We start from the raw sequence: 26,292 nt of genomic DNA, 5'->3' as shown, positions 1-26,292 counted from the left end.
CGTTAAAGGTGGCTATAGTACCAGTTTATAGGCGTCGCGCTCCAGCACGGCAATACCGATTTAGCCAATCCTCTTTGCCCAATGACTGCCTTAGCCGTATAGTAATCAGTTGTTAAAAACCCCTAGGAATGCACAACAGTGGACACCATCAGCATACGCGGCGCCCGCACCCATAATCTGAAAAACATCGATCTGGACTTGCCGCGCGACAAACTCATTGTCATCACCGGCTTGTCCGGTTCAGGCAAATCGTCGCTGGCGTTCGACACCATTTACGCGGAAGGTCAGCGCCGCTACGTGGAATCGCTGTCGGCCTACGCCCGCCAGTTTTTGTCGATGATGGAAAAACCCGACGTCGACCATATCGAAGGCTTGTCGCCGGCGATTTCCATCGAGCAAAAATCCACCTCGCACAATCCGCGTTCCACGGTCGGCACCATCACCGAGATTTACGATTACTTGCGGCTGTTGTACGCGCGGGTCGGCATTCCGCGCTGCCCCGAGCATGGAGTGTCGCTGGAAGCACAAACCGTCAGTCAAATGGTTGACCAGGTGTTGGCACAACCGGAGGGCGAGCGCTGGATGCTGTTGGCGCCGGTGATCAATGATCGCAAGGGCGAACATGTGCTGTTGCTGGAAGATTTGAAAGCCCAGGGCTTTTTACGCGCCCGCATCGACGGCGAAGTTTACGAGTTGGACGAGCCCCCTGCCCTGGATTTAAAGAAAAAACACACCATCGAAGTCATTGTCGACCGCTTCAAAATCCGCGAAGACATCCAACTGCGCTTGGCCGAATCCTTTGAGACTGCGTTACGTTTATCCGAAGGATTGGCGATTGCTGCGTCGATGGAAAGCGATCAACAATTACTGTTTTCAGAGCGTTACGCCTGCCCACATTGCGGCTACAGTCTGAGCGAGTTGGAACCGCGTATCTTTTCCTTCAACAACCCGAAAGGCGCCTGCCCCAGTTGCGATGGTCTAGGCGTACGCCAACATTTCGATCCGCAGCTCGTGGTGCACAATCCGGAGATCAGTCTGGCTGGCGGCGCGGTGCGCGGCTGGGACCGGCGTAACGCTTATTACTACCAAATCATCTGTGCGCTCGCCGAGCATTATCACTTCGACCCGGAAGCGCCGTTTTCACATATTTCCAAAGATATTCAGGCGGCGATTCTGTACGGCAGCGGCGAGGAAAAAATCAGCTTTACCTTCCAGATGGGTAACGGTAAACCGAAAACCAGCCGCCATTCGTTTGAAGGCATCATCCCCAATATGGAACGGCGCTACCACGAGAGCGACTCGCAAATGGTCCGCGACGAGTTGTCGAAATACCTGGCGCAACAGACTTGCTCGGTATGCGACGGTGCCCGGCTGAATATCGGTGCCCGCAACGTGTTTGTCGATGAGCAACCTTTGCATCACGTCACCCGCTTGCCAATTAAACAAACCTTGGGCTTTTTTCAGGGCTTGAATATTCCCGGCCACCGCGGCGAAATCGCCGCCAAAATCAACAAGGAAATTCAAGAAAGGCTGGAGTTTTTGGTTAACGTCGGTTTGGATTATCTGACCCTGGACCGTAGCGCCGACACGTTGTCCGGCGGCGAAGCGCAACGCATCCGTCTGGCCAGCCAGATCGGCGCCGGCCTGGTCGGCGTGATGTACGTGTTGGACGAACCGTCAATCGGGCTGCACCAACGCGACAACGAGCGTTTGTTGAACACGCTGTATCGATTGCGCGATTTGGGCAACACCGTCATAGTGGTCGAGCACGACGAAGACGCGATCCGCGCTGCCGATCATGTGGTGGACATCGGCCCCGGTGCCGGCGTGCACGGCGGGCAAATTGTGTCGCAAGGCACACCGGGGCATATTCTGACCGATCCCAATTCCTTAACCGGCCAGTATTTGTCCGGCGGCTTGAGCATAGACATCCCCAAAAAAACCACGCCGCGTGATCCGGCCAAGCAAGTCACTATCCGCAAAGCCAGCGGCAACAATCTGCAAAATGTCGATGTCAGCTTTCCGGTGGGTTTGATGACTTGCGTGACGGGCGTCTCGGGTTCGGGTAAATCGACCTTGATCAACGACACTTTATATAGCCATGCCGCCCGGCTGATTAACGGCGCCAGCTGCATCCCCGCGCCGTGCGAAGCCATTGACGGCCTGGAACACTTCGATAAGGTGGTCGACATCGACCAAAGCCCGATCGGCCGCACGCCAAGATCGAACCCCGCCACCTACACCGGGATTTTCACGCCGATCAGAGAGCTGTTTTCGGCGGTGCCGGAAGCCCGTTCGCGCGGCTACAATCCCGGCCGCTTCAGTTTTAACGTCAAGGGCGGCCGCTGTGAAGCCTGCGCCGGCGACGGCGTGATCAAGGTAGAAATGCACTTTCTGCCGGACATCTTCGTACCCTGCGACATCTGCCACGGCAAGCGCTACAACCGCGAAACCCTGGAAATCCGCTACAAAGGCAAGACCATCCACGAAGTGCTGGAAATGACCGTGGAAGACGCCACCCAATTCTTCTCCGCGATACCCAGTCTGGCCCGCAAACTACAAACATTGATCGACGTGGGCTTGAGTTACATCACGCTGGGCCAGAACGCCGTGACGCTGTCCGGCGGCGAGGCGCAACGGGTGAAATTGGCGAAGGAACTATCCAAACGCGACACCGGCACCACGCTGTATATTTTGGACGAACCCACCACCGGCCTGCACTTCCACGACATCAAGCAATTGCTTACCGTACTGCACACCCTACGCGACCACGGCAACACCGTAATCATCATCGAACACAATCTGGACGTGATCAAAACCGCCGACTGGATTGTGGACATGGGCCCGGAAGGCGGCAGTGGCGGCGGCGTGCTGGTGGCGGAAGGCACGCCCAAACAAATCGCCAAGCATAAGAGCTCACATACCGGGACTTATCTGAAGCGATTTTTCGAGTAGCGCCGCTTGCCGACAAACGGCGGACTCATTAGGATGCTTGACTAACAGAGAAATAGCAGGAGAACGATGATGGGTTTAGCCTTAAAAGACCGGCAACAGCACACCTACGGCGACTATTTGCAATGGCCGGACGACTTGCGCTACGAATTGATCGACGGCGATGCATTTTTAATGTCCCCTGCACCTGACCTGCCGCATCAGGACGTTGCCGGCGAAATCTATTTTCAAGCCCGCCAGGCACTGCAAGGCAAATCCTGCCGCGCCTTCATCGCGCCGGTGGACGTGCGCCTACCCAAACGCGACGAGGCAGACGAGCTGATAGCCAACGTCGTGCAACCCGACGTGCTGGTGGTCTGCGACGCTAACAAACTGGACAAACGCGGCGTGCGCGGCGCACCGGATTGGATCGTGGAAGTCTTGTCGCCGTCTACCGCCAGCCACGACCAGATCAAAAAGCGCGACCTGTATCAGCGCGCCGGCGTCCGCGAATATTGGTTGGTCCACCCCATCGACCGCCTGCTGACCATCTACCGCCTGCAAAACGGCGAATACGGTAAGCCCGAACTTTATCCATTGGAAGGTGAAACCCAAGTCGGCATTCTGCCGGACATCGTGATTGGTTGGGGCGAGTTGGTGGCGCGGCTACCTAAGGATTATTGAAAATTAATCGCCTGCCGAGATTCTCTGGTGACCAAGCTCCTGCTTGGTCACTAAGCCTTGAAAGTTCTAGCTTTCTCAAATAATTCGGGAAGCACTAGCTCACTGGATTCGGTATCTAAGCAGGAGCTTGGATAACTGCCAAGAGTAGGCAACTCTTCTCGTTTCTGGATTCCTCCAGACAAACAAGTATATACTGACAGTATTTACATTTTACGGAGTAAGACCATGACCTACGCCCGTATTTTTCAATCCGGCAACAGCCAAGCTGTGCGCTTACCCAAGGAATTTCGCTTTAACGCCGACCGTGTGGAAATATTCCGCCGCTGCGACGAAATCGTGTTACGAGAAACCCCCAACCTACGCCACAGCCATATTCGACGCGCTCAGTAGGTTTCCAGAAGACTTTATGGCCGAAGGCCGGGAAGACAGCCCGCCGCAGGAATGCGAGGCATTTTGATGCCAGTGCGTTATCTGCTGGACACCAACATCTGCATCTACATCGCCAAACATCGGCCGCCAGCCGTACGCGAGCGATTCGCCCGCCACTCCGCCAGCGAACTCGCCATGTCGGTGATCACCTTGGGCGAATTGCGCGTCGGCGCTGAGAAAAGCCAGGTACGCGAGCACGCGATTGCCACACTAGCCGAATTGACCGGCCTGATTCCAGTCTGCGAGTTACCCGAACCAGCCGGCGACCATTACGGACAGATCCGCGCCGAGCTCCAGAAAATCGGCCAACCAATCGGCAATAACGACTTATGCCTGGCCGCCCATGCGCGATCACAAGACTGGATTTTGATAACCAACAACGAACGGGAATATCTTAGAGTGCCGGGCTTGCGGGTTGAAAACTGGGTAAAGGTAAATATCCCCCGGCAAAGCCGGGGGCTTTATGTTGTGAACCGCTCAAAGCGGTAAATAGGGTCGCTGACGCGGCCCTTTAACTTTAGCCGCCAATAGGCGGCGACTCATTGCCAAAGGTTCATTTGTTCGACTCGTTGGTCTTCCTGTTCTTGATGACGGATATACTCCCGTATCATCGTTTCATCCCGGCCCACCGTCGAAACAAAATACCCTCGCGCCCAGAAATGTTGACCGACAAAGTTACGCTTCTTTTCACCATAAACACGGGCCAAGTGAATCGCACTCTTCCCTTTGATATAGCCGATTACCTGGGACACCGCATATTTCGGCGGGATAGAGATCAACATATGCACATGATCCGGCATCAAATGCCCTTCCAATATTCGGCTTTCTTTCTGGCTCGCTAACCTTCGAAACACCTCGCCCAAATGCTTGCGCAACGCCCTATACAGGGTCCGGCAACGGCACTTCGGAATAAACACAACGTGATATTTGGACACCCATTTCGAGTGGATTAAGCTTTCGTTCTCGTCCATCAGGTTCTCCTCTTGCGTTGGCTTGGCGGCTCACGCTCTCGAGTTTCCTGATGGACTCCTCTAAATGTCAAACTTCTGCTGTCTCCCCGGCAGAGCAGGGGGATTTCTCATTTTTGGTTAAATACGGCCGGATTCATAATTTCGGCTGCTACTTGCGCCCCTGCCAGCCACGGGCGTAACGGCCGGGGCGAATACTTTTTGTTGCCGCTGATTGAGGTTGGTACCATGCGAAAGCCTAACGGTAGGAAAATGCTTGAAAGTTATCGAAGTGTAGACGGCTGGTCCGCTGTCAGTCGCCGTGTTTAGGCGCAGTTTATACGAAGCGGCCTACCCGTTCTGAATAGTCAAAGCCCTTCCCCAACCAAAAACGCCGTCTTATCCACTACCCGCCGCAACACAAAGCTGGTATGCACCCCGCTGACACCGGCAATGCCGGTGATGCGTTTCAGCAGCAACTCCTGGTAGGCATCTAAGTCCTTGACCACCACCTTGAGCTGGTAGTCGGCGGTTTGGCCGGTGATCAGCAGGCATTCCAGGACTTCCGGAATGCCGGCGACCGCTGCTTCGAAGGTGCTGAAACGTTCCGGCGTGTGTTGGTCCATCGAGATGTGAATCAAGGCCATCAGCGTCAAACCCAAGGCTTTGGCATCCAGCAGCGCCCGGTAGCCGACGATCAGGCCACCCTCCTCCAAGGCCCGTACCCGCCGCAAGCACGGCGACGGCGACAGTCCGATGCGGTCGGCCAATTCCTGGTTGCTGATGCGGCCGTCGGTTTGCAGGATGTTCAAGATTTGCCGGTCGTATCGATCCAGTTCCATAAAATGCCCGCTATTCATTTAAAAAAACAATAAAATAAAATATTATCGATATTTACAGCAATATTCTATCAACATTCAGCCTTTTACATCGCATAAACGCAATCGGCTGGCGGACGATTTGGTCTACCCTATCGGCTACCATTTTGAGGAGTTAAAAGCCATGTTGACAGACCCTTCCCACAAATACCGCCCTTTCCCGCCACCGGCATTGGCTGACCGCCAATGGCCCAATCGCACGATCAGCCAAGCGCCGATCTGGATGAGCACCGACTTGCGCGACGGCAACCAAGCCTTGTTCGAGCCGATGGACGCCGAACGCAAGCTGCGTCTGTTTCGCACCTTGTGCGGCATCGGTTTCAAGGAAATCGAAGTGGCGTTTCCGTCGGCCTCGCAAACCGATTTCGATTTCGTGCGCCGTTTGATAGACGAGGCGTTGATACCCGACGACGTCACCATCGAAGTGCTCAGCCACGCCCGTGAGCCGTTGCTCCGCAGAACCGTCGAAGCCTTGCATGGCGCGCGCTCGGCCATCGTCCATATCGTCAACGCCACCTCCCAGCCTTTTCGCGAACTGGTGTTGGGCATGAGCCGAGCCGAGGTGTTGGCGATGGCCATTGATGCGGTGCGATTGGTCAAGCAATTAACCGCCGACCAGCCGCAAACCCACTGGCGCTTGCAATACAGCTTGGAAACCTTCACCGCCACCGAGCCGGATTTCGCCGTCGAGGTTTGCGATGCGGTCAGCGCCGCCTGGGGCGCGACGCCGGACAACAAGATCATCCTCAATTTGCCGTCGTCGGTGGAAACGGCGACGCCGAACGTCTACGCCGACCAGATCGAATGGATGCACCGCCATATCGCCCGCCGCGACAGCGTCATCCTCAGCGTGCATCCGCACAACGACCGCGGCACTGCAGTCGCTGCGGCCGAATTGGCGTTGATGGCCGGCGCCGAGCGCGTCGAGGGTTGCTTGTTCGGCAACGGCGAACGCACCGGCAACGTGGACTTGGTGACGCTGGCCTTGAATCTGTACACCCAGGGTGTGGCGCCGGGCTTGGATTTTTCAGACATCCAGAAGGTGGTGGGCGATTTCGAGGCGTGCACCGGCTTGAGCGTGCCGCCGCGCCAACCCTATGCCGGCGAGTTGGTGTTCACCGCGTTTTCCGGCTCACACCAGGACGCCATCAAGAAAGGCTTTGCCGCCCGGCAACCCGATAGCGTCTGGAACGTGCCGTACCTGCCGTTCGATCCAGCCGACGTCGGCCGCGGTTACGACGCGGTGATCCGCATCAACAGCCAGTCCGGCAAGGGCGGCATCGCCCATTTGCTGGAAAGCCATTTCGGCGTGGTGCTGCCGCGCCGTTTGCAGATCGAGTTTTCGCGGGTGGTTCAACAGCACGCCGACCGCCACGGCGGCGAAATCGGCGCGGAAGCGTTGTGGCAATTGTTCGCGCAGACTTATCTCGATGTGGCAAAGCCGCTGCGTTACCGGTGCCATCAATTGTTCGAGCACGCCCAAGGCCAAAGCATACAGCTGCACATCGAATGGGACGGACAACCGCGCACCTTAACCGGCGTCGGTAACGGCCCGATAGCCGCCGCCGTCCAGGCTTTAAATTGCCTTGACGGCTCAGTGTCGGTGCGCAGCTACGAGGAACGCTCAATAGGCAGCGGCGGCGATGCCCAGGCCTGCGCCTTCGTCGAACTGGCGACAGCGAACGGAACCACGGCGTATGGCGTCGGCATGGACGCCAATATCGTCAGCGCATCGATCAAGGCGTTGATCAGCGCCTGCAATCGCTTGGCCGACGATATGGGCTTATGCAATTTAACAAAATTGAACACGTCCCCAGCGCCGATACCCGCAAACTCCGCATCCTAATCTGTCGTTCCAGGTCGTCAAAGCCAATTTCCTCGCGTTAGCTGCTAATCGGCGTACCCGATTACTAAACGGCCGGTTTCGAAGCGCGGCGCACTATGACGCTCCGCCCCGTAAAATATCGGAGATTTATGACGAGCCGGAATGAATTAATTTGGGCGGACAGGGATTGGGGACTGTTTTAAAAACCCAACATCGTTAGCTGTCGAACAGCTGCTTAACGTCAATTAGTCGGTTTCAAGTCGCGCTGCGGTTTCAGTTCCAGTAAAGCCGCTAGTCATTCGACGACCATACGCGCCGCATGTATAGGTACATCCAGTTCCGTAATTATTGGCGATATTGAGGCATATCATCAGCGAACATGGACAGTTACTGCATTCGCGATGGTATGAATACATGGCTGAAATCGGGATAATGAAAAACCTTTTTATATCGATTCGATATTGTTATAGAATTTTAGTGAATCCGTTGAAGCGTTTTCACCCCAAGGGGAACGTTTTTGCGGATCTCTGCCGATGACGGATGTAAATCCGTCATCTCGGCATCTTTCTCATGACGCTGTCAAAGAATTCCGAACACCAAACATTCAGGGAATGCCTGACCAACGCCGAACCGAAAAACCGCATTGGACGTTTTTATCTGGCCATTTCGTTAATGGCATCGAGCAATTTTTACTTTATTCATCCGGGAGTTTTTGATGGAAATCCACGTTTACGATACCTATGTAAAAGCACACGACAACCACGTCATGCACTTTGATGTATTTACCGCCAGCAAGGACAGTGAGCAAGCCATTCAGTATGCCAAACAGTGGCTATCTTCAATTGGTGAAAGCGATGCGCTAGTCTCCAGCAAAGAATGTCGGTTTTGCCATACTCAACAAGCACCGGCTAATGTGATTGACACGATCAATCGCCAAGGTTACTTCATATACAAAATGGAAGGTTGTCCGGCTTGATAGCAATATTGCTATCAAGCCAAGGAATTCCAGGCCTTGCCTTGCAAGGCCTTAACGTAAGTAGGAGGAAACACCTGTTTTCCGAAAAGCGTCAGTAACGACCTCACCGGCATCCTCGTCAACAGTGACATGGCTACCAACATCGAAATTACACGCGCCGAAAGGGTGATCTGACCTCAGCTAATAGGTTTTCGTTGCCATGCGGCCCCGGGAGACCGATGGCGTTCACCCAAACAAAACCAATCAGACTATCTCAAAACGATACGTCGGCCTTTTCCAGCATCTCCAACCAATCCCTGCCTAAAAACACCAGAATTAAAATCTAACTAGCTTGAACGACAATAATCTATTGTAAAATAATCGTTTTTGTATATCGCGTTAATCGACAGTTTGTGCGCACTAAGCCGAGTCTTATCATTATCCATGTCCCCGCTCCCCACTAGACAAGACTTTCAATGCGCGCGCTGATCGCCCTAGGTATGCTGTTGATGCCTTTGGCTACCGCGCAAGCGGCCGGCAAGGCATCGGAAGATTTAACTGAACTGTCCATTGAGCAATTGCTGAATGTGGAAATCATCAGCGCTTCCAGGCTGGGTCAAAAAGCCAGTCAAGCCCCCAGCTCGGTTTCGATTTTAACGGCAAACGACATACGCACTTTCGGCTGGCGCACGCTGGCGGACGCGCTGAACAGCATGCGCGGTTTGTTCACCAGCAATGATCGCAACTATAGCTTTGTCGGCGTGCGCGGCTTTATTCAGTCCGGCGACTACAATTCCCGAGTGCTGTTCATGATCGACGGCCAGCGCATGAACGAAAACATCTTCGACTCCGGCAATATCGGCCAGGAATTCATGCTGGACATGGACTTGGTGGAACGTATCGAATTTATTCCCGGTTCCGGCTCCACCATTTACGGCGCCAATGCGTTTTTGGGCTTGATCAACGTGGTCACAAAAAAAGGCAAAGCCTTGAACGGGGCGCAAATAGCCGGTGAAGTGGGTAGTTTTGACACCTACAAAGGCCGCGTCAGCTACGGCAAGCAATTCGATAATGGCGCCGATGTGCTGGTGTCGGCATCGCATTTCGATACCCAGGGTGTGGAAGATTTATATTTCCCGGCTTTCGACGACCCAAGTACCAACAACGGTATCGCGCATAACATGGATACCGAACGCGCGGACCGCTTGTTCGGCCGGATGCAATTCGAAGAATTCACCCTCAGCGGCGGTTTTGTTGATCGTTACAAGCGGGTGCCGACCGCGGCTTTCGGTGCCGTTTTCAACGATCCCACCTCGCATACTTACGACAGACAATTTTTCACCAATCTGAAATATCAAAAAGCCCTGAGTGCGAAAACCTCGTTCATGGCTAAAGGATTTTATCAAGGCTACGATTACATGGCCGAGGACCCATTTAATGACGCCGGTAATTACGTTTATCACGACCAAACCAGCGGCCGCTGGTGGGGCGGCGAAGCACAACTCACGACTAGCGTATTCGACGGACATAGACTACTTTTCGGCTTGGAATATCAATACGACCAAACCCAGCGCCAATTCGGCTATGTTACCGACCCTTATCAGATTTATCAGGATAGCGACCTCAGCGGCCACCGCGTCGAACTTTACGCGCAAGACGACATCCAGTTACTGGACAATCTGGTTTTCAGCGCCGGCCTGCGCCTGGATCAGACCCACATGCTCAAGCGCCTGCAACTCAATCCGCGTCTGGGCTTAATATGGAACCCTTTGGAGAATACCACCTTCAAGCTGCTGTACAGCTCGACATTTCGCGCCCCGCATGCCTGGAACCTGGATTACAACAACTACTATTACGGCGTCAGCCCCGAGCTTAGAGAAGAGCAAATCAGAAGCTACGAAGCGATTGCCGAATGGCATTCCAATGCCGGGCTGAAACTGCTGGTTTCCTTGTTTTACAACGACATCACCGAGTTACTGAAAGCCAACCCCGATACGGCGCTGCTGGACAATGTTGGAAAATACCACGCCTACGGTGCGGAATGGGAAGCGGAAAAACGCTGGGACAGCGGCAGAATGTTCAAGGCATCTTACACCTACAGCTTGTTTACCAACGAAGCCAGACAAGGAGTGTGGGCTTACGGTTCGCCGCAAAATATTTTCAAATTACACTATGCTGAGCCTTTGTTCGACGATTTTGTCCGGCTCGGCATCGAAAATATTTACATCGGCGACCGCAAGACATTTCAGAGCGGCAAAGCCGATGCCTACAATCTGGTCAATCTGAATCTGAGCACGGATCGCTTGATGCGTGGCCTGGATGTATCCTTCGGGGTTTATAACCTGTTCGACAGCCATTATGAAATGCTGATCAACAGCGACCGCTTCGACCTGTTACAGATGAACGGCAGGGAATTTCGTTTGAAACTACAGTTGACGTTTTAAAAAAGGGCCGATCATATGAAAAAGGCGTTTCATCGACGGAAATCTTGGGCTATCGGCCTGGGAGCGCTTTTGTGTTTGGGACAAACCTCCTCACACGCCGCCAATCAAGAGCCTGAACGTGACAATTTACCGGATTTGACCGGCCTCAGCGTCGAGCAATTGATGAATCTCGATGTGACCTCGGTTATGAAGGTGCCCACAGACATTAAACACGTTCCCGCCGCCCTGTTTGTATTGAGCAACGAAGAAATCCGCCGAACCGGGGCTACAACCATCCCGGAAGCCTTGCGGGTGGTGCCGGGCATGCACGTGGCTAAAGTGGACGGCAACAAATGGGCCGTATCGATGCGCGGCTTCAGCAGCCAGTTTGTCAATAAATTGTTGGTGTTAGTGGACGGCCGTAGCGTCTATAACCCGCTGTTTTCTGGAGTATGGTGGGATCAACAAGATGTGATGATGGAAGACATCGAACGCATTGAGGTCATCCGCGGCCCCGGCGCCAGCTTGTGGGGCGCCAATGCGGTCAACGGCGTCATCAACATCATCACTAAATCAGCCAAAGACACGCAAGGCGGTTTGCTATCCAGTCATGTCGGCAGCCAACGCTACGGCGGCGGTCTGCGCTATGGCGCCGATTTGGGCGGCGACGCCTATCTAAAAGTGTACGGCCGCCACACTAACTACGGCGACTCAAAAACCCTGGGCAGCAGCGCTAAGGCCGGCGATGAAGGCGAGATGAGCAAAATCGGTTTTCGTTACGACAAAGCCATCGACTTTACCAACAAACTCAGTTTGCAAGGCGATGCATTCCTCGGCGAGAGCAATGGCGCACTGCAACACTTCCCATCATTAACATCCCAACAGACGCCGGTGCTGGCGCCGCCCTTTTCTCGGGAATTACCGACGGACCAATTGTTCTCCGGCCATTACATCCAAGCACGCTGGGAACAACATCAAAGCTCGGACTCGAATACCGTGTTACGCATGTATTGGGACAGGCACAGCCGGAAATCGCCTTACTTGAATTCGGAATATCAAATCGACAATATCGATGTCGATTTTCAGCATAACTACAAGCTGAACGACAGCCACATGTTGGTGTGGGGCAGCGGCGTGCGTTTCAATCTGAATAATTTTGAGGACAGCGCGCAAATCTCCATGAGCGCCAACAATCGCACCGACCGTATCTACAGCCTGTTCGGACAGGACGATATTACCTTGGTGCCTGATCGTTGGCATTTGACCTTGGGCAGCAAGCTGGAGCACAACCCGGTCACGCAATTCGAAGTGCAACCCAACGCACGCTTGCTGTGGACGCCCGACGACCAACATTCGTTTTGGGGCTCGGTATCCCGCTCGGTGCGCACGCCCAATTGGGTCGAGCAAAATATTTCCTACGGCTTGCAAACCCAGCCATACACGATACGTGGCAATACTGTGCCTGTGCTGCGCAACCTAACCGGCAACCCCGACTTGACCGCCGAAAAAATGCTCGGCTTCGAACTGGGCTGGCGCGGCCAACTGAGTCGCCAACTCAGTACTGATGTAGCCTTGTATCATTACAGCTACGACGATTACGCCAGCTTGACCCCCAATACCCAACGCTTCGCCGGCTATATGTTGCAGACGCTGGATTACAACAACTACGGCCATGTACAAGTCTACGGCGGGGAAATCAGTGTCGATTGGCAAGCGACTGAAAATTGGAAACTGCGCGCCACTTATAGCCACGAAGAAGAACGCTTCCGCCTGTCTCCGCTGGCACCTGCCAACACCACGCTGATCTCCGGAGACAGCTACCCGGCCCATAAAGCCATGCTCTGGTCTATGTACCAATTCTCCCCGCAACTCAAGCTGGATCTGAACTGGCGTTATTCGGATGCAACCGGCCTTAACGGCGCGCAATCCAGAGCCTATCAGGACCTGGATGCACGTTTGGGATGGGATTTGGGCGCGGGCGTGGAACTGGCGCTGGTGGGCCGAAATTTGCTGAATAGCAGTCATTTCGAATACGGCTCGGATATGTTTTCCACCGCCACAGCCGTGCAACGCGAGGTATACGGCACCTTGCGCTGGGACTTTTAAGCGGCCCGACACTATGCATACAGCAAAAAACAGGTGTCGAATATGAAGCGAATCTTGCGCCATCGTTATGCAAGATTGTGCGGATCGTGCCGAAATTACGGCTGCGATGCGTCGTGCCGGCGCCCTGCGGAAAAACCAAGATTCGCGCCTATCGCGCTACTCAGCAAAATGCTGTTGCTGCCTTTGCTGTTTAGCGGCCATCTATGCCACGCCGAAGCGGCCAGCGAAGCAGCGGTAAAAGTGGCATTTTTATACAATTTCTTTAAGTTTATCGAATGGCCGGAGTCGGCAACCACACCGAATCGTTATACCTTGTGCCTGAGCAGTCATACCGATTTCGGCGACCATTTATTGATGTTGGAAGGCAAAACGGTGAACGGCAAGCCCTTGGATATCGCCCGCAATATATCACCCAAAGATATAAAATCCTGCCATCTGATCTTTATCGATACCGCCGATAATCCGGGCGATTACGCCCGCGAATTAAAAGGCTCGCCGGTAGTCAGCGTCAGCGACAAAGCCGGGTTTATCAACCAGGGCGGCACCATAGGTTTGATCCAGGACGGCAACCGGCTCAGCTTCGAAATTAACTTGGAAACCGCCAACGCCGGTAACACGCGCATCAGCGCCCAGCTGCTGAAACTGGCTAAAAACATTTTGGCCGGTAAATAAGCCCACATGCAGATGACATCTCGACGCCACCCATGATTCGCGACAAACTGGCCAATCTGCCGATGACCTACAAGCTGCAACGCTTGCAAGCCATCACTTTGGCATTGGCTCTGCTGTTTACCTTATTAATTACCAGCATGACGCATATCTGGCAAGAGCGGCGCGAACTGTCAATGGAGGTGCGTTCGCTCGGCAAAATGATCGGTTTTAACGCTAACGCTGCGCTGCTGTTTGGCGACACCAAAACCGGCACCGAGATTCTAGCCACCTTACGCGGCAAATCTGAAGTCATCTCCGCGCAACTCTACAAAAATGACGGCGAAATTTTCGCCCATTACCCGGCCAAGGCTGCACCGGACAGTTTCCCCGCCACCTTGAGCGATGCGGAACAACAACAACGCAACCAGGGTTTGCGGATATTGAGCCATGTCATTTTAAACCCCTTACCCGACGATAACGGCGACGTGATCGGCACCTTACGCTTGCAGCTCGACTTAAAGCCCATGTGGCGTATGGTGATTATCAGTCTGGGCCAAATTTTTTTGGTGATGGTGGTGTCGTTTATTCTGGCGGTTTTTTTCGGCCGGCGCTTGGCGGAATCGATCGCCGCACCGCTGATCCGTTTGTCTTCACTGGCCAAACAGGTATCCAGGGACAACAACTACATGGTGCGCGCCCAAGGTGAAGGCGAAGATGAAATCGGCCAACTGGTAAGAAGCTTCAACCAGATGATAGAGCGGGTACAACAACGCGATGCCGAACTGGAAAATCAGCGCGGCAACCTGGAAAAACAAGTCGATCTGCGCACCGCCGACCTGCGGCAGGCCGTCGTCGATGCCCAAGCCGCCAATATCGCCAAGTCGCAATTCCTGGCAACCATGAGCCACGAAATCCGCACCCCCATGAACGGGGTGCTGGGCATGACCGAATTGCTGTTGGGCACCGACCTCGACACCACGCAACGCCAATACGCCGAAACCGTGTTCAGCTCCGCCGATTCACTGTTGACCGTGATTAACGATATTCTGGACTTTTCCAAAATCGAAGCGGGCAAGCTGGAATTGGAAGAAATCGATTTTAATTTGATCAATCTTACCGACCAACTCGCTGCCTTGTTCTTCGAACGCGCCAGCAGCAAAAACATCGAACTGGTGTGCACCGTCGATAAACGGGTGCCACGCGACGTCAGAGGCGATCCTTATCGCTTACGGCAAATACTCACCAACTTGTTATCCAACGCCATCAAATTTACCGAAGCCGGCTCGGTGAAAATGCAAGTGAATGTGGCCGAATCGGATCTCTGCCCATCCGCTGATGGCATGTGCCTGGAGTTTTGTATTAGCGACACCGGCATCGGCATCGGCCCGGACACTCAAGCCAGGCTATTCAAATCTTTTAGTCAAGCCGACGGCTCCACCACCCGCAAATACGGCGGCACCGGTCTGGGATTGGCCATCAGCAAGGAACTAAGCGAATTGATGGGCGGCAATATCCAAGTGCAAAGCCGTGCGAACAGCGGCTCGGTATTTACCCTGCATATCCCGCTCCGCCAAGCTAGCCAAGCCCTGCCTGCAAGCTTGCCGGGCAACGATCTGCAAGGCAAGCAGGTCTTATTGGTGGAAGATAACGCCACCAATGCAAAAATCCTGGAAAATCATTTGACTGTTTTTGGCATGTTTACCCGCGTCGCCAAAAATGGCGCTCACGCCTTGGAAATTCTCGATCAGTCGGCACACTTGGGCCTGTTCTTCGATATTGCCGTGCTGGACATGAAAATGCTGGGCATGAACGGCGTCGAATTAACCCAACGGATTCGTATAGACCGGCGATTTGCCAATATCCGCATCGTCATTATTACGTCCAGCAACGATGAGGACGTATTAGCCAAAATTCGCGGCAGCGCCTGCGATCTGTACCTTCACAAGCCCCTGCACAGACGCACCCTGCACGATGCGCTGCTCGGGCTGATGTCGCAAAAACCGCAATCGTTCAGTACGCCGGCTTCTGCTGCCGGCGCCATTCGAATCCTGTTGGCCGAAGACAATCCGGTCAACCAGAAAGTTTGCAGCGCCATGTTGCGCCAGTTGGGCTACACCCTGTCGCTGGCGAATAACGGCCGGGAAGTGCTCGATATTATCGACCGTGAGCCGGTCGATCTCATCCTGATGGATTGCATGATGCCGGTCATGGACGGTTACACGGCAACCCAATACATCCGCAATCGGGAAAGCAGCCGCAATTTGCCTCGAATCCCCATTATCGCCCTCACCGCCAACGCCATGGAAGGTGATCGCGAACGCTGTTTGCAGGCCGGCATGGATGATTACCTCAGTAAACCGTTTTTACAAAAAACCTTGCAAGACAAAATCCAGGCGTTGGCAGCCCCGCTGCCCACAACCGCCCTCAATACAGCCGCTCCCGAGATCAAATCGATTGCCGCTACTCTAGACCCGGCCGCGCTGAATACCTTGCGGGAAATTGGCGGCAGCGCGCTGGTCGACGACGTCTTGGCCTTGTTTAGGACAAATGCCGAGCAACATATCGCGACACTCCGCTCCGGCCTGTTGGAACGGAATACGGAAACAGTGCGGCATGCCGCGCATAGTCTAAAATCGGCCGCAGCCAACATCGGCGCACTAAACTTGTCGGAACTGGCCCGTGCGCTTGAACATGCAGCGCGGCACAACACTTTGCAATTCGATAGCCGGGTTGCCGAAAGCCTGCAAACAGAATATAAAGAAATTCTCCAGCGGCTTTCGCAACTCAAACCCTCATAATGCAACGATTACCTGCCCGCAGCCTGATTTTAGCGATAGACGACGACGATATGGTGCGTCTGATGTTGCAAGAAATTCTGCAAAGAGAAGCGTTTGATGTCATTTGCGCGGCTAGCGGCAAGCAAGGCTTGGCATTGGCAGCCAGCGAACGGCCCAATCTGGTATTGCTGGATGTCATGTTGCCGGACCTCAACGGCTTCGACTGCCTGCAAGCCATCAAAAACATGCCCGGCAACAGCCTGCTGCCCGTCGTGATGCTGACCGGCATGGACGACCTGGAATCGGTCAATCGCGCCTTTCAATTGGGCGCGACCGACTTTATCTCCAAACCGCTCAATTGGCCGACCTTACCGCACCGCTTACGTTACTTGCTGCGCTCGGTCGCCACGTTAGAAGAACTGGCCCGAAGCGAAGCGGCACTGCGCCAAGCGCAAAAAATAGCGCAACTGGGCAGTTGGTACTGGTCTATTGCCGACGACAACATGCAATGGTCGGAAGAAGTCTTTAATATCCTCGGCACGAATCGCTCATCGTTCGAACATAAATGCCGCGACTTATACAAATCCATGCAGCCATCGGAAGTCGGCAAACTGCAACAAGCCATTGATCTTTGCGTCAAAAACCGACGCAGTTTTCGCCTGGAATTATCGATTACTCGTCGCGATGGCGCCAACCAAGTGATTCATATTCAAGGCAAACCCGTGATCGCCGATGGGCAGGTAAGCCATATTCACGGTACGCTGCAAGATATTACCGAACGCCGGCACATAGAAGAACGGGTGAGGCTTTTATCTTACTACGACCCGCTAACCGGCCTGCCCAACCGGACGCTGTTCAAGGAAGTTCTGGCGCAAGCAATGGCCTATTGCACGCGCTACGGTACGGTCATTTCCACTTTATTTATCAGTATTGATCGTTTCAAACGCATCAACGAAACCCTGGGCCCCAAAATCGGCGACCAGGTGTTGAAATTGTTCGCCGAACGCTTGCTGGCCGAAGTGCGGGATTGCGACTACATTTCCATCAACGCCGATTACGATTTGGCGGACATGACGGTCTCCCGGCTGGGCGGTAACGAATTTACCGTGTTGCTGAATCGTATCGAGGACACGCGCGATAGCGTCAAAGTGGCTAAGCGGATTTTTCAGGCGATGCAGCACGCTTTTCCGGTGGAGAACACCGAACTGTTTCTGGGGATCAATATCGGCATCGCCGTCTATCCGGGGGACGGCCAGGATGAAGACAGCTTCATCAAAAACGGCGAGTTTGCGATGAACCATGCTAGCGAACACGGCCATAACAATTATCAGTTTTTCAGTAAATCGCTGAATGTTGCCGCGTTTCATAAACTGGCGATGGAAAACAGCCTGCGCCGCGCCATAGAACGCCATGAATTGCAGCTTTACTATCAAGCCAAAATTAATATCCGCCGCCAGCAAGTCGTCGGCTGCGAGGCCTTGATTCGCTGGCAGCACCCGGAACTGGGTTTGATCGGCCCGTCGCAATTTATTCCTATTGCCGAAGATTCCGGCTTGATTGCCCAAATCAGCGATTGGGTGCTGGAAAATGCCAGCCGGCAAACTTTGGATTGGCAACAATCGGGACTGAGCCAAGGACTGATCATGGCGGTGAACGTATCGGCAACTCAATTCCGACAATACGGCTTTGGCAATCACGTCCGCGACGTATTGACCGGCATCGGCCTGGAACCTCGCTACCTCAAGCTGGAACTGACCGAAACCATCTTACTCGACCATATCGACGACGCTTTAGTGACCTTGCGGGAATTACAAGCCCTGGGCGTCAAAATCAGTATCGACGATTTCGGCACAGGTTATTCATCCTTGTCTTATTTAAAAAAACTGCCTATCTCGGAATTGAAAGTCGATCATTGCTTTGTCCGCGATCTTCCGCACAATGAAGACGACATGGCGATTACCGCGGCAATATTGGCTTTGGCCGACGCGCTGTCGCTGGAAGTGGTCGCGGAGGGCGTGGAGAATGAAGATCAAGCCAACTTCCTGCTCGACAGTGGTTGCGAGGTAGTGCAAGGCTTTTTGTACAACAAGCCCATGCCCGCCAATGAATTTGCCGCATTTGTCCGTGCATTCAATGCGCAACGCTTGTTAGCCGACAAAGTCTGACATGTCCGCCAAGCCGCGCATCCTGTTAGTCGACGACGATCCGATGATCCGTCTGCTGGTCAGGCAAATCTTGCAAGCCGACGGCTACGAACTGATCGAAACCGACAACGGCCGGACCGGATTGGAACAATTTATCGCCGCCGAGCCGGATTTGGTGCTGCTGGACGTGATGATGCCGGAGATGGATGGTTTCAGTTGTTTACAAGGCATGCGTGCCGCCAGCGACAAATCGGTGCCGATTGTCATGATGACGGCTATCGAGGATACGCAAGCGGTGGAAGACGCCTTTCGGCTGGGGGCTACCGACTTTATCGGCAAACCCATCCAATGGCCGCTGTTGCCGCATCGCATCAGCTATGTGCTGCGCTCGCACCGCACTACACAACGTCTTATAGAGCAACAAACGCTACTCAAGCAAAGCGAGCAACGCTTTCGGGATTTGGTGGAAAGCATCGGTAACGAATACTTCCTGTATTCTCACAATACCGAACGTATTTTTACTTATCTAGGTCCTTCGGTGGAGCATATCCTCGGCTACAAACCCGACGAACTACATTGCGACTGCTTCGATATAACGACCAACAACCCGATCAATCGGCTTGCCAGAACCTACACCGAACAATGCCTGGCGGGCATCAAACCACCGAACTACGAAGTGGAAGTACGCAGCAAGGATGGCAGTCTGCGTGTACTCAGCCTCAATGAGTCGCCCATGTTCGACGACCATGGCCGAGTGGTTGCGGTGAACGGTCTGGCGCACGACATCACCGAAATGCGCAGCACGCAGCAAGCCCTTGCCGATAGCGAGGAACGCTTGCGGCTGTCCATGCAGGCAGCCAAACAAGGTTTTTATGACATCAATCCGCAAACCGGGGCCATGATCATCAACGCCGAATATGCCAGCATGCTCGGCTACAACCCAGCCGATTTCGACGCCAATATCGACAGCTGGATCATGCGCTTGCATCCCGATGACCGGCAGCGCGTTTCCGACGCCTACCGGCAGTACATCGCCGGGGAACTGGCAGAATATCGCCTGGAATATCGGCAGCGTTGCGCGGACGATAGCTGGAAATGGATATTATCGATAGGCAGTATCGCCGAACGTGATGCCAATCATCAGCCAGTGCGCATGCTGGGCACCCACACCGACATCACCGACAGTAAAACGGCAGCCGAACGCCTGAATTTGCTGGCCAAAGTGTTCGAAAACAGCGGCGAGGCCATTTTCCTGTGCGATCCGGATACCCGCATCGTGTCCAGCAATCAGGCCTATACGACGATTACCGGTTACAGAGCCGAAGAAGTGCTTCAGCAAACGCCCTCCATTCTCGATGCGCGTCATCTTGACCTCAACCACTATCAACGTATCTGGCAGGCCTTGCGCGAAAACGGCTACTGGCAAGGCGAAATTTGGGATACCCGCAAGAACGGCGAATCTTATCCCGCGTGGCTAGGTATTTCCGCGATGTATAACACCCATGGCGCCATCAGCCATTACATCGGCATTTTTTCGGACATTACCGAGCGCAAGGCCGCCGAAGCCCAAATCGAATATCTGGCACGTCACGATCCGCTCACCAATTTGCCCAATCGCACCTTGTTGCGCGACCGCTTTAACCAGGCCATGGCCCATGCCGTGCGTAACAACACGCTGGTCGGCTTACTGTTTCTGGACCTGGATCATTTTAAAAATATTAACGACACAATGGGGCACGACGTCGGCGACCGCTTACTGCAAGGCATCGCGGAGCGTCTGGTGCAATGCGTGCGCGAGGTGGATACGGTTTGCCGGCAAGGCGGCGATGAATTCATCATTATCCTCACCGACATTCCCGACATCGACGCGATCACGCAAATTGTGCTGAAAATTCTCGATCAACTGACACAACCCTTTGTGATCGAAGGTGTTACCCTTTGCACCTCCTTCAGCATAGGCGTCAGTTTGTATCCCAATGACGGCCTGAATTTTCACGGTTTACTCAACAAAGCCGACACGGCAATGTATTCGGCTAAAAACGAAGGCCGCAATACCTTCCGCTTCTTTTCCAACGATATGAACCTGGCGTCTATCGAGCGGATGAATATCGAGAACGGCCTGCGCATGGCTTTGAAGCGCAAAGAACTTCGCTTGCATTATCAGCCGCAATATTCCATACACAACAACACGGTGATCGGCGCGGAAGCCTTGCTGCGCTGGCAACCGGAAAACAGCCCGATGATCCCGCCGGCCAAGTTCATTCCTATCGCTGAGGACAACGGCATGATCGTACCGATAGGCGACTGGGTGTTACGTGAAGCCTGCAAGCAAAACAAGCTTTGGCATGACGCCGGTATGAAACTGCTGGTTACCGTCAACATCTCGGCCCTACAGTTCAAACGCGGCAACTTATTGGAGTCGGTGCAAAGCGCATTGGCGGAATCCGGCCTGGAACCGCATTATTTAGAGCTGGAGTTAACCGAATCGGTCCTGATGTTCGATACCAATGCCGTCATCAATACGATTGCCCAGTTGCGCGCCTTGGGCGTCAGCTTTGCCATCGACGATTTCGGCACCGGTTATTCCTCACTGAGTTATTTGAAGCGCTTTGCGGTGAACAAACTAAAAATCGACCAATCGTTTATCCGGGATTTAACCTCAGGCAAAGCCGAAGACACCGCTATCGTCAAAGCCATCCTGCAATTGGGCGATACGCTGGGCCTGCTGACCTTGGCCGAAGGCGTGGAAACCAAGGAGCAAGCCGAGCAACTGCATCAACTCGGTTGCCGCAAAGCGCAGGGGTTTTATTGGAATCAACCCTTGCCCGCCGACGAATTCGCCCAGTTGTTTACGCCTGGTTAAAATAACTGCCAAACCGGTGACGCGCCGTCCGGCAAGGCCGCCAAACGCCCGAGCTCTAGCCATGGGTTGCCCGGCGCATGAAAATCCGAGCCCATCGATGCATGCAATTGATGTTTGCTGGCATGCAAATAACTTAAGCGGATATCATCGACGCTGGCCCGACCCGTCACCACTTCGATGCCCTGCCCGCCTGCCGCCTTGAATGCCACCAATGCTTTGTTAATCCATTTGGTACTGAGTTTGTAACGCAAGGGATGCGCCAACACCGCCACACCGCCGGCGGCCCGAATCCAGCCGACACAATCGGCCAGACCGGCCCAAACCGTTGGTACATAAGCCGGCTTGCCCTTGCTCAAATAACGATCAAATGCGTCCTGCTGGGTTTCGACCACACCTTGATTAACCAGAAAATCGGCAAAATGCAGGCGGGTGATTTCGCCGTTACCGGCGATTTGTCTTAACGTGGGATAGGCATCGGCTATGCCCTTCTTCGCCAGTTTTTCGGCAATTTTTTGCGCGCGTTGGTCGCGAATTAATTGTTGCTTGGCAATACCGTCGAGTAAACCCGGATGCTGTGGATCGATATTTAAACCGACGATGTGTAGACAATGGCTTTCAAAACTGGCCGACAGTTCGATGCCGGGAATCAAGCGGATGCCGGCTTGCGCGGCGGCTTCGGTCGCTTCTTGTAAACCGGCAGTTGTATCGTGGTCGGTCAAAGCCAGCGCGGTAACGCCCTGCTGTTGAGCACGCAACACCAGTTCGGTGGGCGACAACGCGCCGTCGGACGCGGTGGAATGACTGTGTAAATCGTATAATTCCGACACTATTGATAATCACCGTAAAGTTTGGCGTACAAGCCGTTTTGTTGAATCAAGGAATCGTGTTTGCCTTGTTCGCAAATCTGGCCTTGTTCAAAGACATACACATGATCAGCCTGTTTCACCGCACTGAGCCTATGCGCAATGATGATGGTAGTACGGCCTTCCAGAAAGGTGCTCAAGGCTTGGTGCAGTTTATACTCGGTTTCGCTGTCCAGCGCCGATGTGGCTTCGTCGAGAATCACCACTGCCGGCTGGCTGACTATCATCCGGGCGATGGCCAGCCGTTGCCGTTGGCCGCCGGATAAGCGCATACCCTGCCTACCCACCACGGTGTCCAAACCCTGCGGCTGTTCTTCAACGGTGGACTTCATTTGCGCAATCTCCAAAGCTCGCCACAATTCAGCATCGGCAATCTCCCGGCCCAAGGTCAGATTGGCGCGTATCGTATCGTTTAGCAAAGCGGGATGCTGTAAAACGGTCGCGACATGTTCGCGCACCACATCCAAGCCTATCCGGTTCAGCGGCACGCCGTCGAAATAAATCATGCCGCTGCCCGGCGGATATAAACCGATCAAAGTTTGCGCCAGCGTCGACTTGCCACCGCCGCTGGCGCCGACCAGTGCGATTTTCTCGCCGGCCGGTATGGTCAGATTAATACCGTTCAGTACCGGTTCGTCCTTGTAACTAAAATGCAGATTCTTGACGCTGACCGACACGGTTTTACGCCCGATAAACGGGTTTTGCAAATGCGGATAATAAGGTTCGCGCTGCAACAGGGTCAGCTGGTTGACGCGGGCCAACGCGGCTTTGGCGGCATAAAAAGACTGCTGAATGCTTAATATCTCCTGCACCGGCGCCATCATGAACCACAGATAACCGAATACCGCCAGCATTTCGCCTATGGTCAGATTGGAATACAGCACCATCAGCATCGCTGTTGCGCGGAAAATATCGAAGCCAAATAAGAAGGTCAAAAAGCTCAAACGCACCGTCGCATCGCTTTTCCAGGCATAGATGGTCGAGTGGTTTTTCACCGCTAACGCGCTGCCGATCAACTGCCGGCAATAATGCCCCTCACGGTTGCTGGCGCGGATTTGATGAATCGCCTCCAGCGTTTCGCTCAAAGCTTGCTGGAATATCGCGTAGGCTTTGTTTTCGTTAGCCTTTAGTTCCTTCACCCTGGAACCAACGGCCCTCGCCAGGTAAATTACCAGCGGGTTCAAAAAGATAATGAATAAACCCAATTGCCAGTGCATCCACAGCAGAATTAAAGCGGTACCGAACACGGTCAGAACTGCCACCAATAATTTACTGATCGTGGTGCCGATAAAATTATCCAGCGTATCGAGGTCGGTCACCATGTGCGAACTGACCGTACCGCTGCCCAGGCTTTCATACTCGGACATCGAAATGTGTTGCAAATGTTTCACCAAACTTTCGCGAATGCGAAAAATCACATCCTTGGCAATATTGGAAAACTGCCGAGTCTGCATAATGTTTAGCACCAAGGCAAACAAGCGCAACAGCAAGCTCAGCAGCAAAATAATGGCAATGTAAATGGCAGGTTGCTGCCACTCGCCGGGTAGCCACGGGTTGAGGCTATTCAGCACCACGCCCGGATGGTTAAGCAGAACTTCGTCCACCAATAACGGCATCAATAAGGGTACCGGTACGCTGGCAACCGTTGCCAAGATGGCGACCAAATGCCCGTTGATCAGTTGTTTTTTATGCTGCTTAGCGATGCTGTAAATATACTGCCAGGAATATTCGGCTTGCGCCGCGCGCTGTGAGGTTTTCAAGGTAATGAAACAAATTCGATGAAGTTTAACGATTATAATGGTCCGACCCACTTTGCAAAAACTTCTTGCTTGGTGTTTAGTCTCGGCTGTCGTGGAAATTGATATGCATGTTATCCCGTGTTTTTTACTGCTTGCCGCTCTGACCGGCGTTTTACCGAACAGTGCCCAGGCGGATGAAATCTCTTTGGCCAGCCAACGTCAGCTATTTTTGCGTGCCGAGCAAGCACTTGACCAGAATCGCGATGCCGAATATTTCGCGCTGGCTTCAAACCTAAAAGGCTACCCGCTATATCCTTATCTGCAATACCAATGGTTAAAAAATCATTTGGACGCCGACGCCGACATCAAACAGTTTTTAAACGAGCACGCCGCCAGTCGTTACGCGGCCGGGCTGCGGCAAAAGTGGTTGCTGGCTTTGGGTAAAAAGCAGCAGTGGCTAGTGCTGTTGAATAATTATCAAGGCAGTGACGATCCCGAGCTGCAATGCTACGCCGGCCTGGCTCAATTGCAAACCGGCCAAGCCTTGGAAGCCTTTAATCAAGCCCGCACTTTATGGTTAAGCGGTAAATCGCAGCCGGATAATTGCGATGTCCTGTTCGAAGCTTATAAATCATCGCCGTATTTTAATAAAGAGCTGATCAACCAACGATTTCACGCCGCCCTCAAACGTGACAATCAAAGCCTGGCCAGCTACTTGACCCGATTTTTCAGCGACGCGGAACTCAAGCAGGCCAATATCTGGTTAAAACTGCACCGACAGCCGGAAACCGTTATTGCTGATACAGGCTGGCGCGAGAACCCTCAGCAAGCCGGAGACCTGTTTGCCCATGCGATTGACCGCTGGCTGGAAACCAATGTCGAAACGGCCATGACGACTTGGGACAGTCATAAATCGCAAATCGCCATTACGCCGGCAATCGCCGCTTTTATCGAAAAACGTATCGCTATCGCCTTGGCCTTAAAACACGACAGCCGCGCTTACGCCCGCTTGTCGCAACTTGAAAACAGCGACGAATCGGCCCGGGAATGGCGAGTCAGAGCCGCATTGAATATGCAGAACTGGCAAGACGTCGCTGTGGCGATTACCGGCCTTAACGACGATGAAAAATCTCAGGAAAAATGGCAGTACTGGCAAGCTCGCGGCTTGGCGGAAACCGGCCAGAGCGCAGCAGCCAATGCCTTGTTCCAACAATTGGCAAAAAATCGCAGTTTCTACGGTTTTCTGGCCGCCGGCAGATTAAGGCAAGCCATTGAACTGGTGGACAGGCCTTTGACGATATCAAGCAGCGACCTCGCGGCTTTACAAAATCGACCGGATTTCCAGGTATTTTCCGAACTACTCGCTATCGACAGAAAACCGGAAGCCAAACGCCAATGGTGGTACGCGATAGCCAAACTGGATAGTCGCCAGCTACCCGTCGCCGCAAAACTGGCCAAACAAGCCAATTGTCCGGCTTTGGCGATTGCCACTATAGCCAAAGCTAATCAATGGGACGACGTCAATCTACGCTTTCCGCTGACCTATATCCAGCCCATCCAAAGTAACGCCGCCGCACAACAATTGGACCCGGGTTTAATTTTGGGCTTGATCCGCCAGGAAAGCGCGTTCGATGAATTGGCCGATTCGCCGGCTGGCGCTAAAGGTTTGATGCAGATCATGCCAAACACCGGCCGGCAAATTGCCGCCGAAATGCGCGATAGTTGGGATAGCGATTACAGCCTGTTTAAACCGGAACTCAATGTCAAATACGGGACGTTTTATTTCAAAAAACTCTTGCGCCAATTCAATGGCCACGTCGCACTAGCCACGGCCGCCTATAACGCCGGCGCCAATAAAGTGAAGCGCTGGCTACCGGAAAACCGAGCTTTGCCGGCCGACATCTGGATTGAAAACATCCCTTACAAGGAGACTCGGGGGTATGTTGCATCGGTGTTAATGTATAGCTTGATCTACCAACAACGGCTGCAACGCGACAGCTTAAAGATCGACGATCTAATGCGCGAGGTCATGCCCGGCTAAAAATTGAGCTGATTTTTTAAGCCGATTATTAGATAA

General features: G+C 53.5%; 17 protein-coding genes. 13 read left to right on the top strand and 4 right to left on the bottom strand.

All coding sequences use genetic code 11. From position 1 onward, the window contains the following. Nucleotides 1–138: 138 nt before the first annotated feature. From uvrA to vapC, 4 genes are all read left to right on the top strand, one after another. On the top strand, nt 139–2,955 hold the full coding sequence (gene uvrA, locus QLH52_RS04720) for an excinuclease ABC subunit UvrA (protein WP_319960732.1): 2,817 nt from the start codon (nt 139–141) through the stop codon (nt 2,953–2,955). 66 nt (nt 2,956–3,021) lie between these two features. Then, on the top strand, nt 3,022–3,615 hold the full coding sequence (locus QLH52_RS04715; RefSeq protein ID WP_319960731.1) for a Uma2 family endonuclease: 594 nt from the start codon (nt 3,022–3,024) through the stop codon (nt 3,613–3,615). A 225-nt stretch (nt 3,616–3,840) separates the two neighbouring features. After that, nucleotides 3,841–4,005 carry an antitoxin gene (locus QLH52_RS04710; protein ID WP_319960730.1) on the top strand — a complete coding sequence of 55 codons (165 nt, stop codon included), beginning with the start codon at nt 3,841–3,843 and terminating at the stop codon, nt 4,003–4,005. Nucleotides 4,006–4,071: 66 nt separating this feature from the next. Further along, complete coding sequence (gene vapC / locus QLH52_RS04705; RefSeq protein WP_319960729.1) at nt 4,072–4,533, top strand: type II toxin-antitoxin system tRNA(fMet)-specific endonuclease VapC; 462 nt, start codon at nt 4,072–4,074, stop codon at nt 4,531–4,533. Nucleotides 4,534–4,583: 50 nt separating this feature from the next. On the opposite strand, the gene tnpA is transcribed toward vapC, so the two are convergent. Next, nucleotides 4,584–5,015 carry an IS200/IS605 family transposase gene (gene tnpA, locus QLH52_RS04700; RefSeq protein WP_319960728.1) on the bottom strand — a complete coding sequence of 144 codons (432 nt, stop codon included), beginning with the start codon at nt 5,013–5,015 and terminating at the stop codon, nt 4,584–4,586. A 344-nt stretch (nt 5,016–5,359) separates the two neighbouring features. Continuing rightward, nucleotides 5,360–5,833: an Lrp/AsnC family transcriptional regulator gene (locus QLH52_RS04695; RefSeq protein ID WP_319960727.1), complete on the bottom strand. Its 474-nt coding sequence runs from the start codon at nt 5,831–5,833 to the stop codon at nt 5,360–5,362. Nucleotides 5,834–5,993: 160 nt separating this feature from the next. On the opposite strand from QLH52_RS04695, the gene leuA reads away from it, so the two are divergent. The 8 genes from leuA to QLH52_RS04655 all read left to right on the top strand — a co-directional run bounded on the left by leuA (nt 5,994) and on the right by QLH52_RS04655 (nt 21,613). Beyond that, entirely contained in the window at nt 5,994–7,715 is a 1,722-nt protein-coding gene (gene leuA, locus QLH52_RS04690; RefSeq protein ID WP_319960726.1) for a 2-isopropylmalate synthase, read from the top strand. Nucleotides 7,716–8,409: 694 nt separating this feature from the next. Next, on the top strand, nt 8,410–8,670 hold the full coding sequence (locus QLH52_RS04685; protein WP_205450347.1) for a DUF2024 family protein: 261 nt from the start codon (nt 8,410–8,412) through the stop codon (nt 8,668–8,670). 455 nt (nt 8,671–9,125) lie between these two features. Further along, nucleotides 9,126–11,093, top strand: a complete 1,968-nt coding sequence (locus tag QLH52_RS04680; RefSeq protein WP_205450348.1) for a TonB-dependent receptor plug domain-containing protein — start codon at nt 9,126–9,128, stop codon at nt 11,091–11,093. 15 nt (nt 11,094–11,108) lie between these two features. Beyond that, nucleotides 11,109–13,178 carry a TonB-dependent receptor plug domain-containing protein gene (locus QLH52_RS04675; protein ID WP_319960725.1) on the top strand — a complete coding sequence of 690 codons (2,070 nt, stop codon included), beginning with the start codon at nt 11,109–11,111 and terminating at the stop codon, nt 13,176–13,178. A gap of 42 nt (nt 13,179–13,220) precedes the next feature. After that, nucleotides 13,221–13,850 carry a YfiR family protein gene (locus QLH52_RS04670; protein WP_319960724.1) on the top strand — a complete coding sequence of 210 codons (630 nt, stop codon included), beginning with the start codon at nt 13,221–13,223 and terminating at the stop codon, nt 13,848–13,850. Between the two features lie 32 nt (nt 13,851–13,882). After that, a complete protein-coding gene (locus QLH52_RS04665) occupies nt 13,883–16,627 on the top strand; it encodes a response regulator (protein WP_319960723.1) in 2,745 nt (914 codons plus the stop codon). Further along, nucleotides 16,627–18,771, top strand: coding sequence for a two-component system response regulator (locus tag QLH52_RS04660; RefSeq protein ID WP_319960722.1), 2,145 nt, complete (start codon nt 16,627–16,629; stop codon nt 18,769–18,771). Before QLH52_RS04665 ends, QLH52_RS04660 begins: the two co-directional genes overlap by 1 nt. Nucleotide 18,772: 1 nt before the next feature. Further along, nucleotides 18,773–21,613, top strand: coding sequence for an EAL domain-containing protein (locus QLH52_RS04655; protein ID WP_319960721.1), 2,841 nt, complete (start codon nt 18,773–18,775; stop codon nt 21,611–21,613). Here the strand turns inward: QLH52_RS04655 and QLH52_RS04650 are convergent. Together QLH52_RS04650 and QLH52_RS04645 are read right to left on the bottom strand one after the other, a co-directional pair. Then, entirely contained in the window at nt 21,610–22,440 is an 831-nt protein-coding gene (locus QLH52_RS04650; protein ID WP_319960720.1) for a PHP domain-containing protein, read from the bottom strand. The genes QLH52_RS04655 and QLH52_RS04650 overlap by 4 nt on opposite strands. After that, nucleotides 22,440–24,236: an ABC transporter ATP-binding protein gene (locus QLH52_RS04645; protein ID WP_319960719.1), complete on the bottom strand. Its 1,797-nt coding sequence runs from the start codon at nt 24,234–24,236 to the stop codon at nt 22,440–22,442. The genes QLH52_RS04650 and QLH52_RS04645 overlap by 1 nt, the downstream gene beginning before the upstream one ends. Before the next feature lie 103 nt (nt 24,237–24,339). Here QLH52_RS04645 and QLH52_RS04640 point away from each other — a divergent pair, with 103 nt between their 5' ends. Continuing rightward, nucleotides 24,340–26,256 (top strand): transglycosylase SLT domain-containing protein, encoded by a 1,917-nt coding sequence (locus QLH52_RS04640; protein WP_319960718.1) that lies wholly within the window; start codon nt 24,340–24,342, stop codon nt 26,254–26,256. Nucleotides 26,257–26,292 lie beyond the last annotated feature (36 nt).

It is taken from the genome of Methylomonas defluvii, from assembly GCF_033949435.1.
Classification (GTDB): domain Bacteria; phylum Pseudomonadota; class Gammaproteobacteria; order Methylococcales; family Methylomonadaceae; genus Methylomonas; species Methylomonas defluvii.
The sequence above is the reverse complement of the archived record's forward strand: the minus strand, read 5'-3'. Positions and strand labels throughout refer to the sequence as shown.

Excerpts from the sequence above, each read along its gene's own strand:
- QLH52_RS04660 (WP_319960722.1), top strand. The coding sequence starts at position 16,627 with ATGCAACGATTACCTGCCCGCAGCCTGATTTTAGCGATAGACGACGAC.
- QLH52_RS04715 (WP_319960731.1), top strand. The coding sequence starts at position 3,022 with ATGATGGGTTTAGCCTTAAAAGACCGGCAACAGCACACCTACGGCGAC.
- tnpA (WP_319960728.1), bottom strand. The coding sequence starts at position 5,015 with ATGGACGAGAACGAAAGCTTAATCCACTCGAAATGGGTGTCCAAATAT.
- QLH52_RS04665 (WP_319960723.1), top strand. The coding sequence starts at position 13,883 with ATGATTCGCGACAAACTGGCCAATCTGCCGATGACCTACAAGCTGCAA.
- QLH52_RS04640 (WP_319960718.1), top strand. The coding sequence starts at position 24,340 with ATGCATGTTATCCCGTGTTTTTTACTGCTTGCCGCTCTGACCGGCGTT.
- QLH52_RS04675 (WP_319960725.1), top strand. The coding sequence starts at position 11,109 with ATGAAAAAGGCGTTTCATCGACGGAAATCTTGGGCTATCGGCCTGGGA.
- vapC (WP_319960729.1), top strand. The coding sequence starts at position 4,072 with ATGCCAGTGCGTTATCTGCTGGACACCAACATCTGCATCTACATCGCC.
- leuA (WP_319960726.1), top strand. The coding sequence starts at position 5,994 with ATGTTGACAGACCCTTCCCACAAATACCGCCCTTTCCCGCCACCGGCA.
- QLH52_RS04680 (WP_205450348.1), top strand. The coding sequence starts at position 9,126 with ATGCGCGCGCTGATCGCCCTAGGTATGCTGTTGATGCCTTTGGCTACC.
- QLH52_RS04685 (WP_205450347.1), top strand. The coding sequence starts at position 8,410 with ATGGAAATCCACGTTTACGATACCTATGTAAAAGCACACGACAACCAC.
- QLH52_RS04655 (WP_319960721.1), top strand. The coding sequence starts at position 18,773 with ATGTCCGCCAAGCCGCGCATCCTGTTAGTCGACGACGATCCGATGATC.
- QLH52_RS04695 (WP_319960727.1), bottom strand. The coding sequence starts at position 5,833 with ATGGAACTGGATCGATACGACCGGCAAATCTTGAACATCCTGCAAACC.
- QLH52_RS04710 (WP_319960730.1), top strand. The coding sequence starts at position 3,841 with ATGACCTACGCCCGTATTTTTCAATCCGGCAACAGCCAAGCTGTGCGC.
- QLH52_RS04670 (WP_319960724.1), top strand. The coding sequence starts at position 13,221 with ATGAAGCGAATCTTGCGCCATCGTTATGCAAGATTGTGCGGATCGTGC.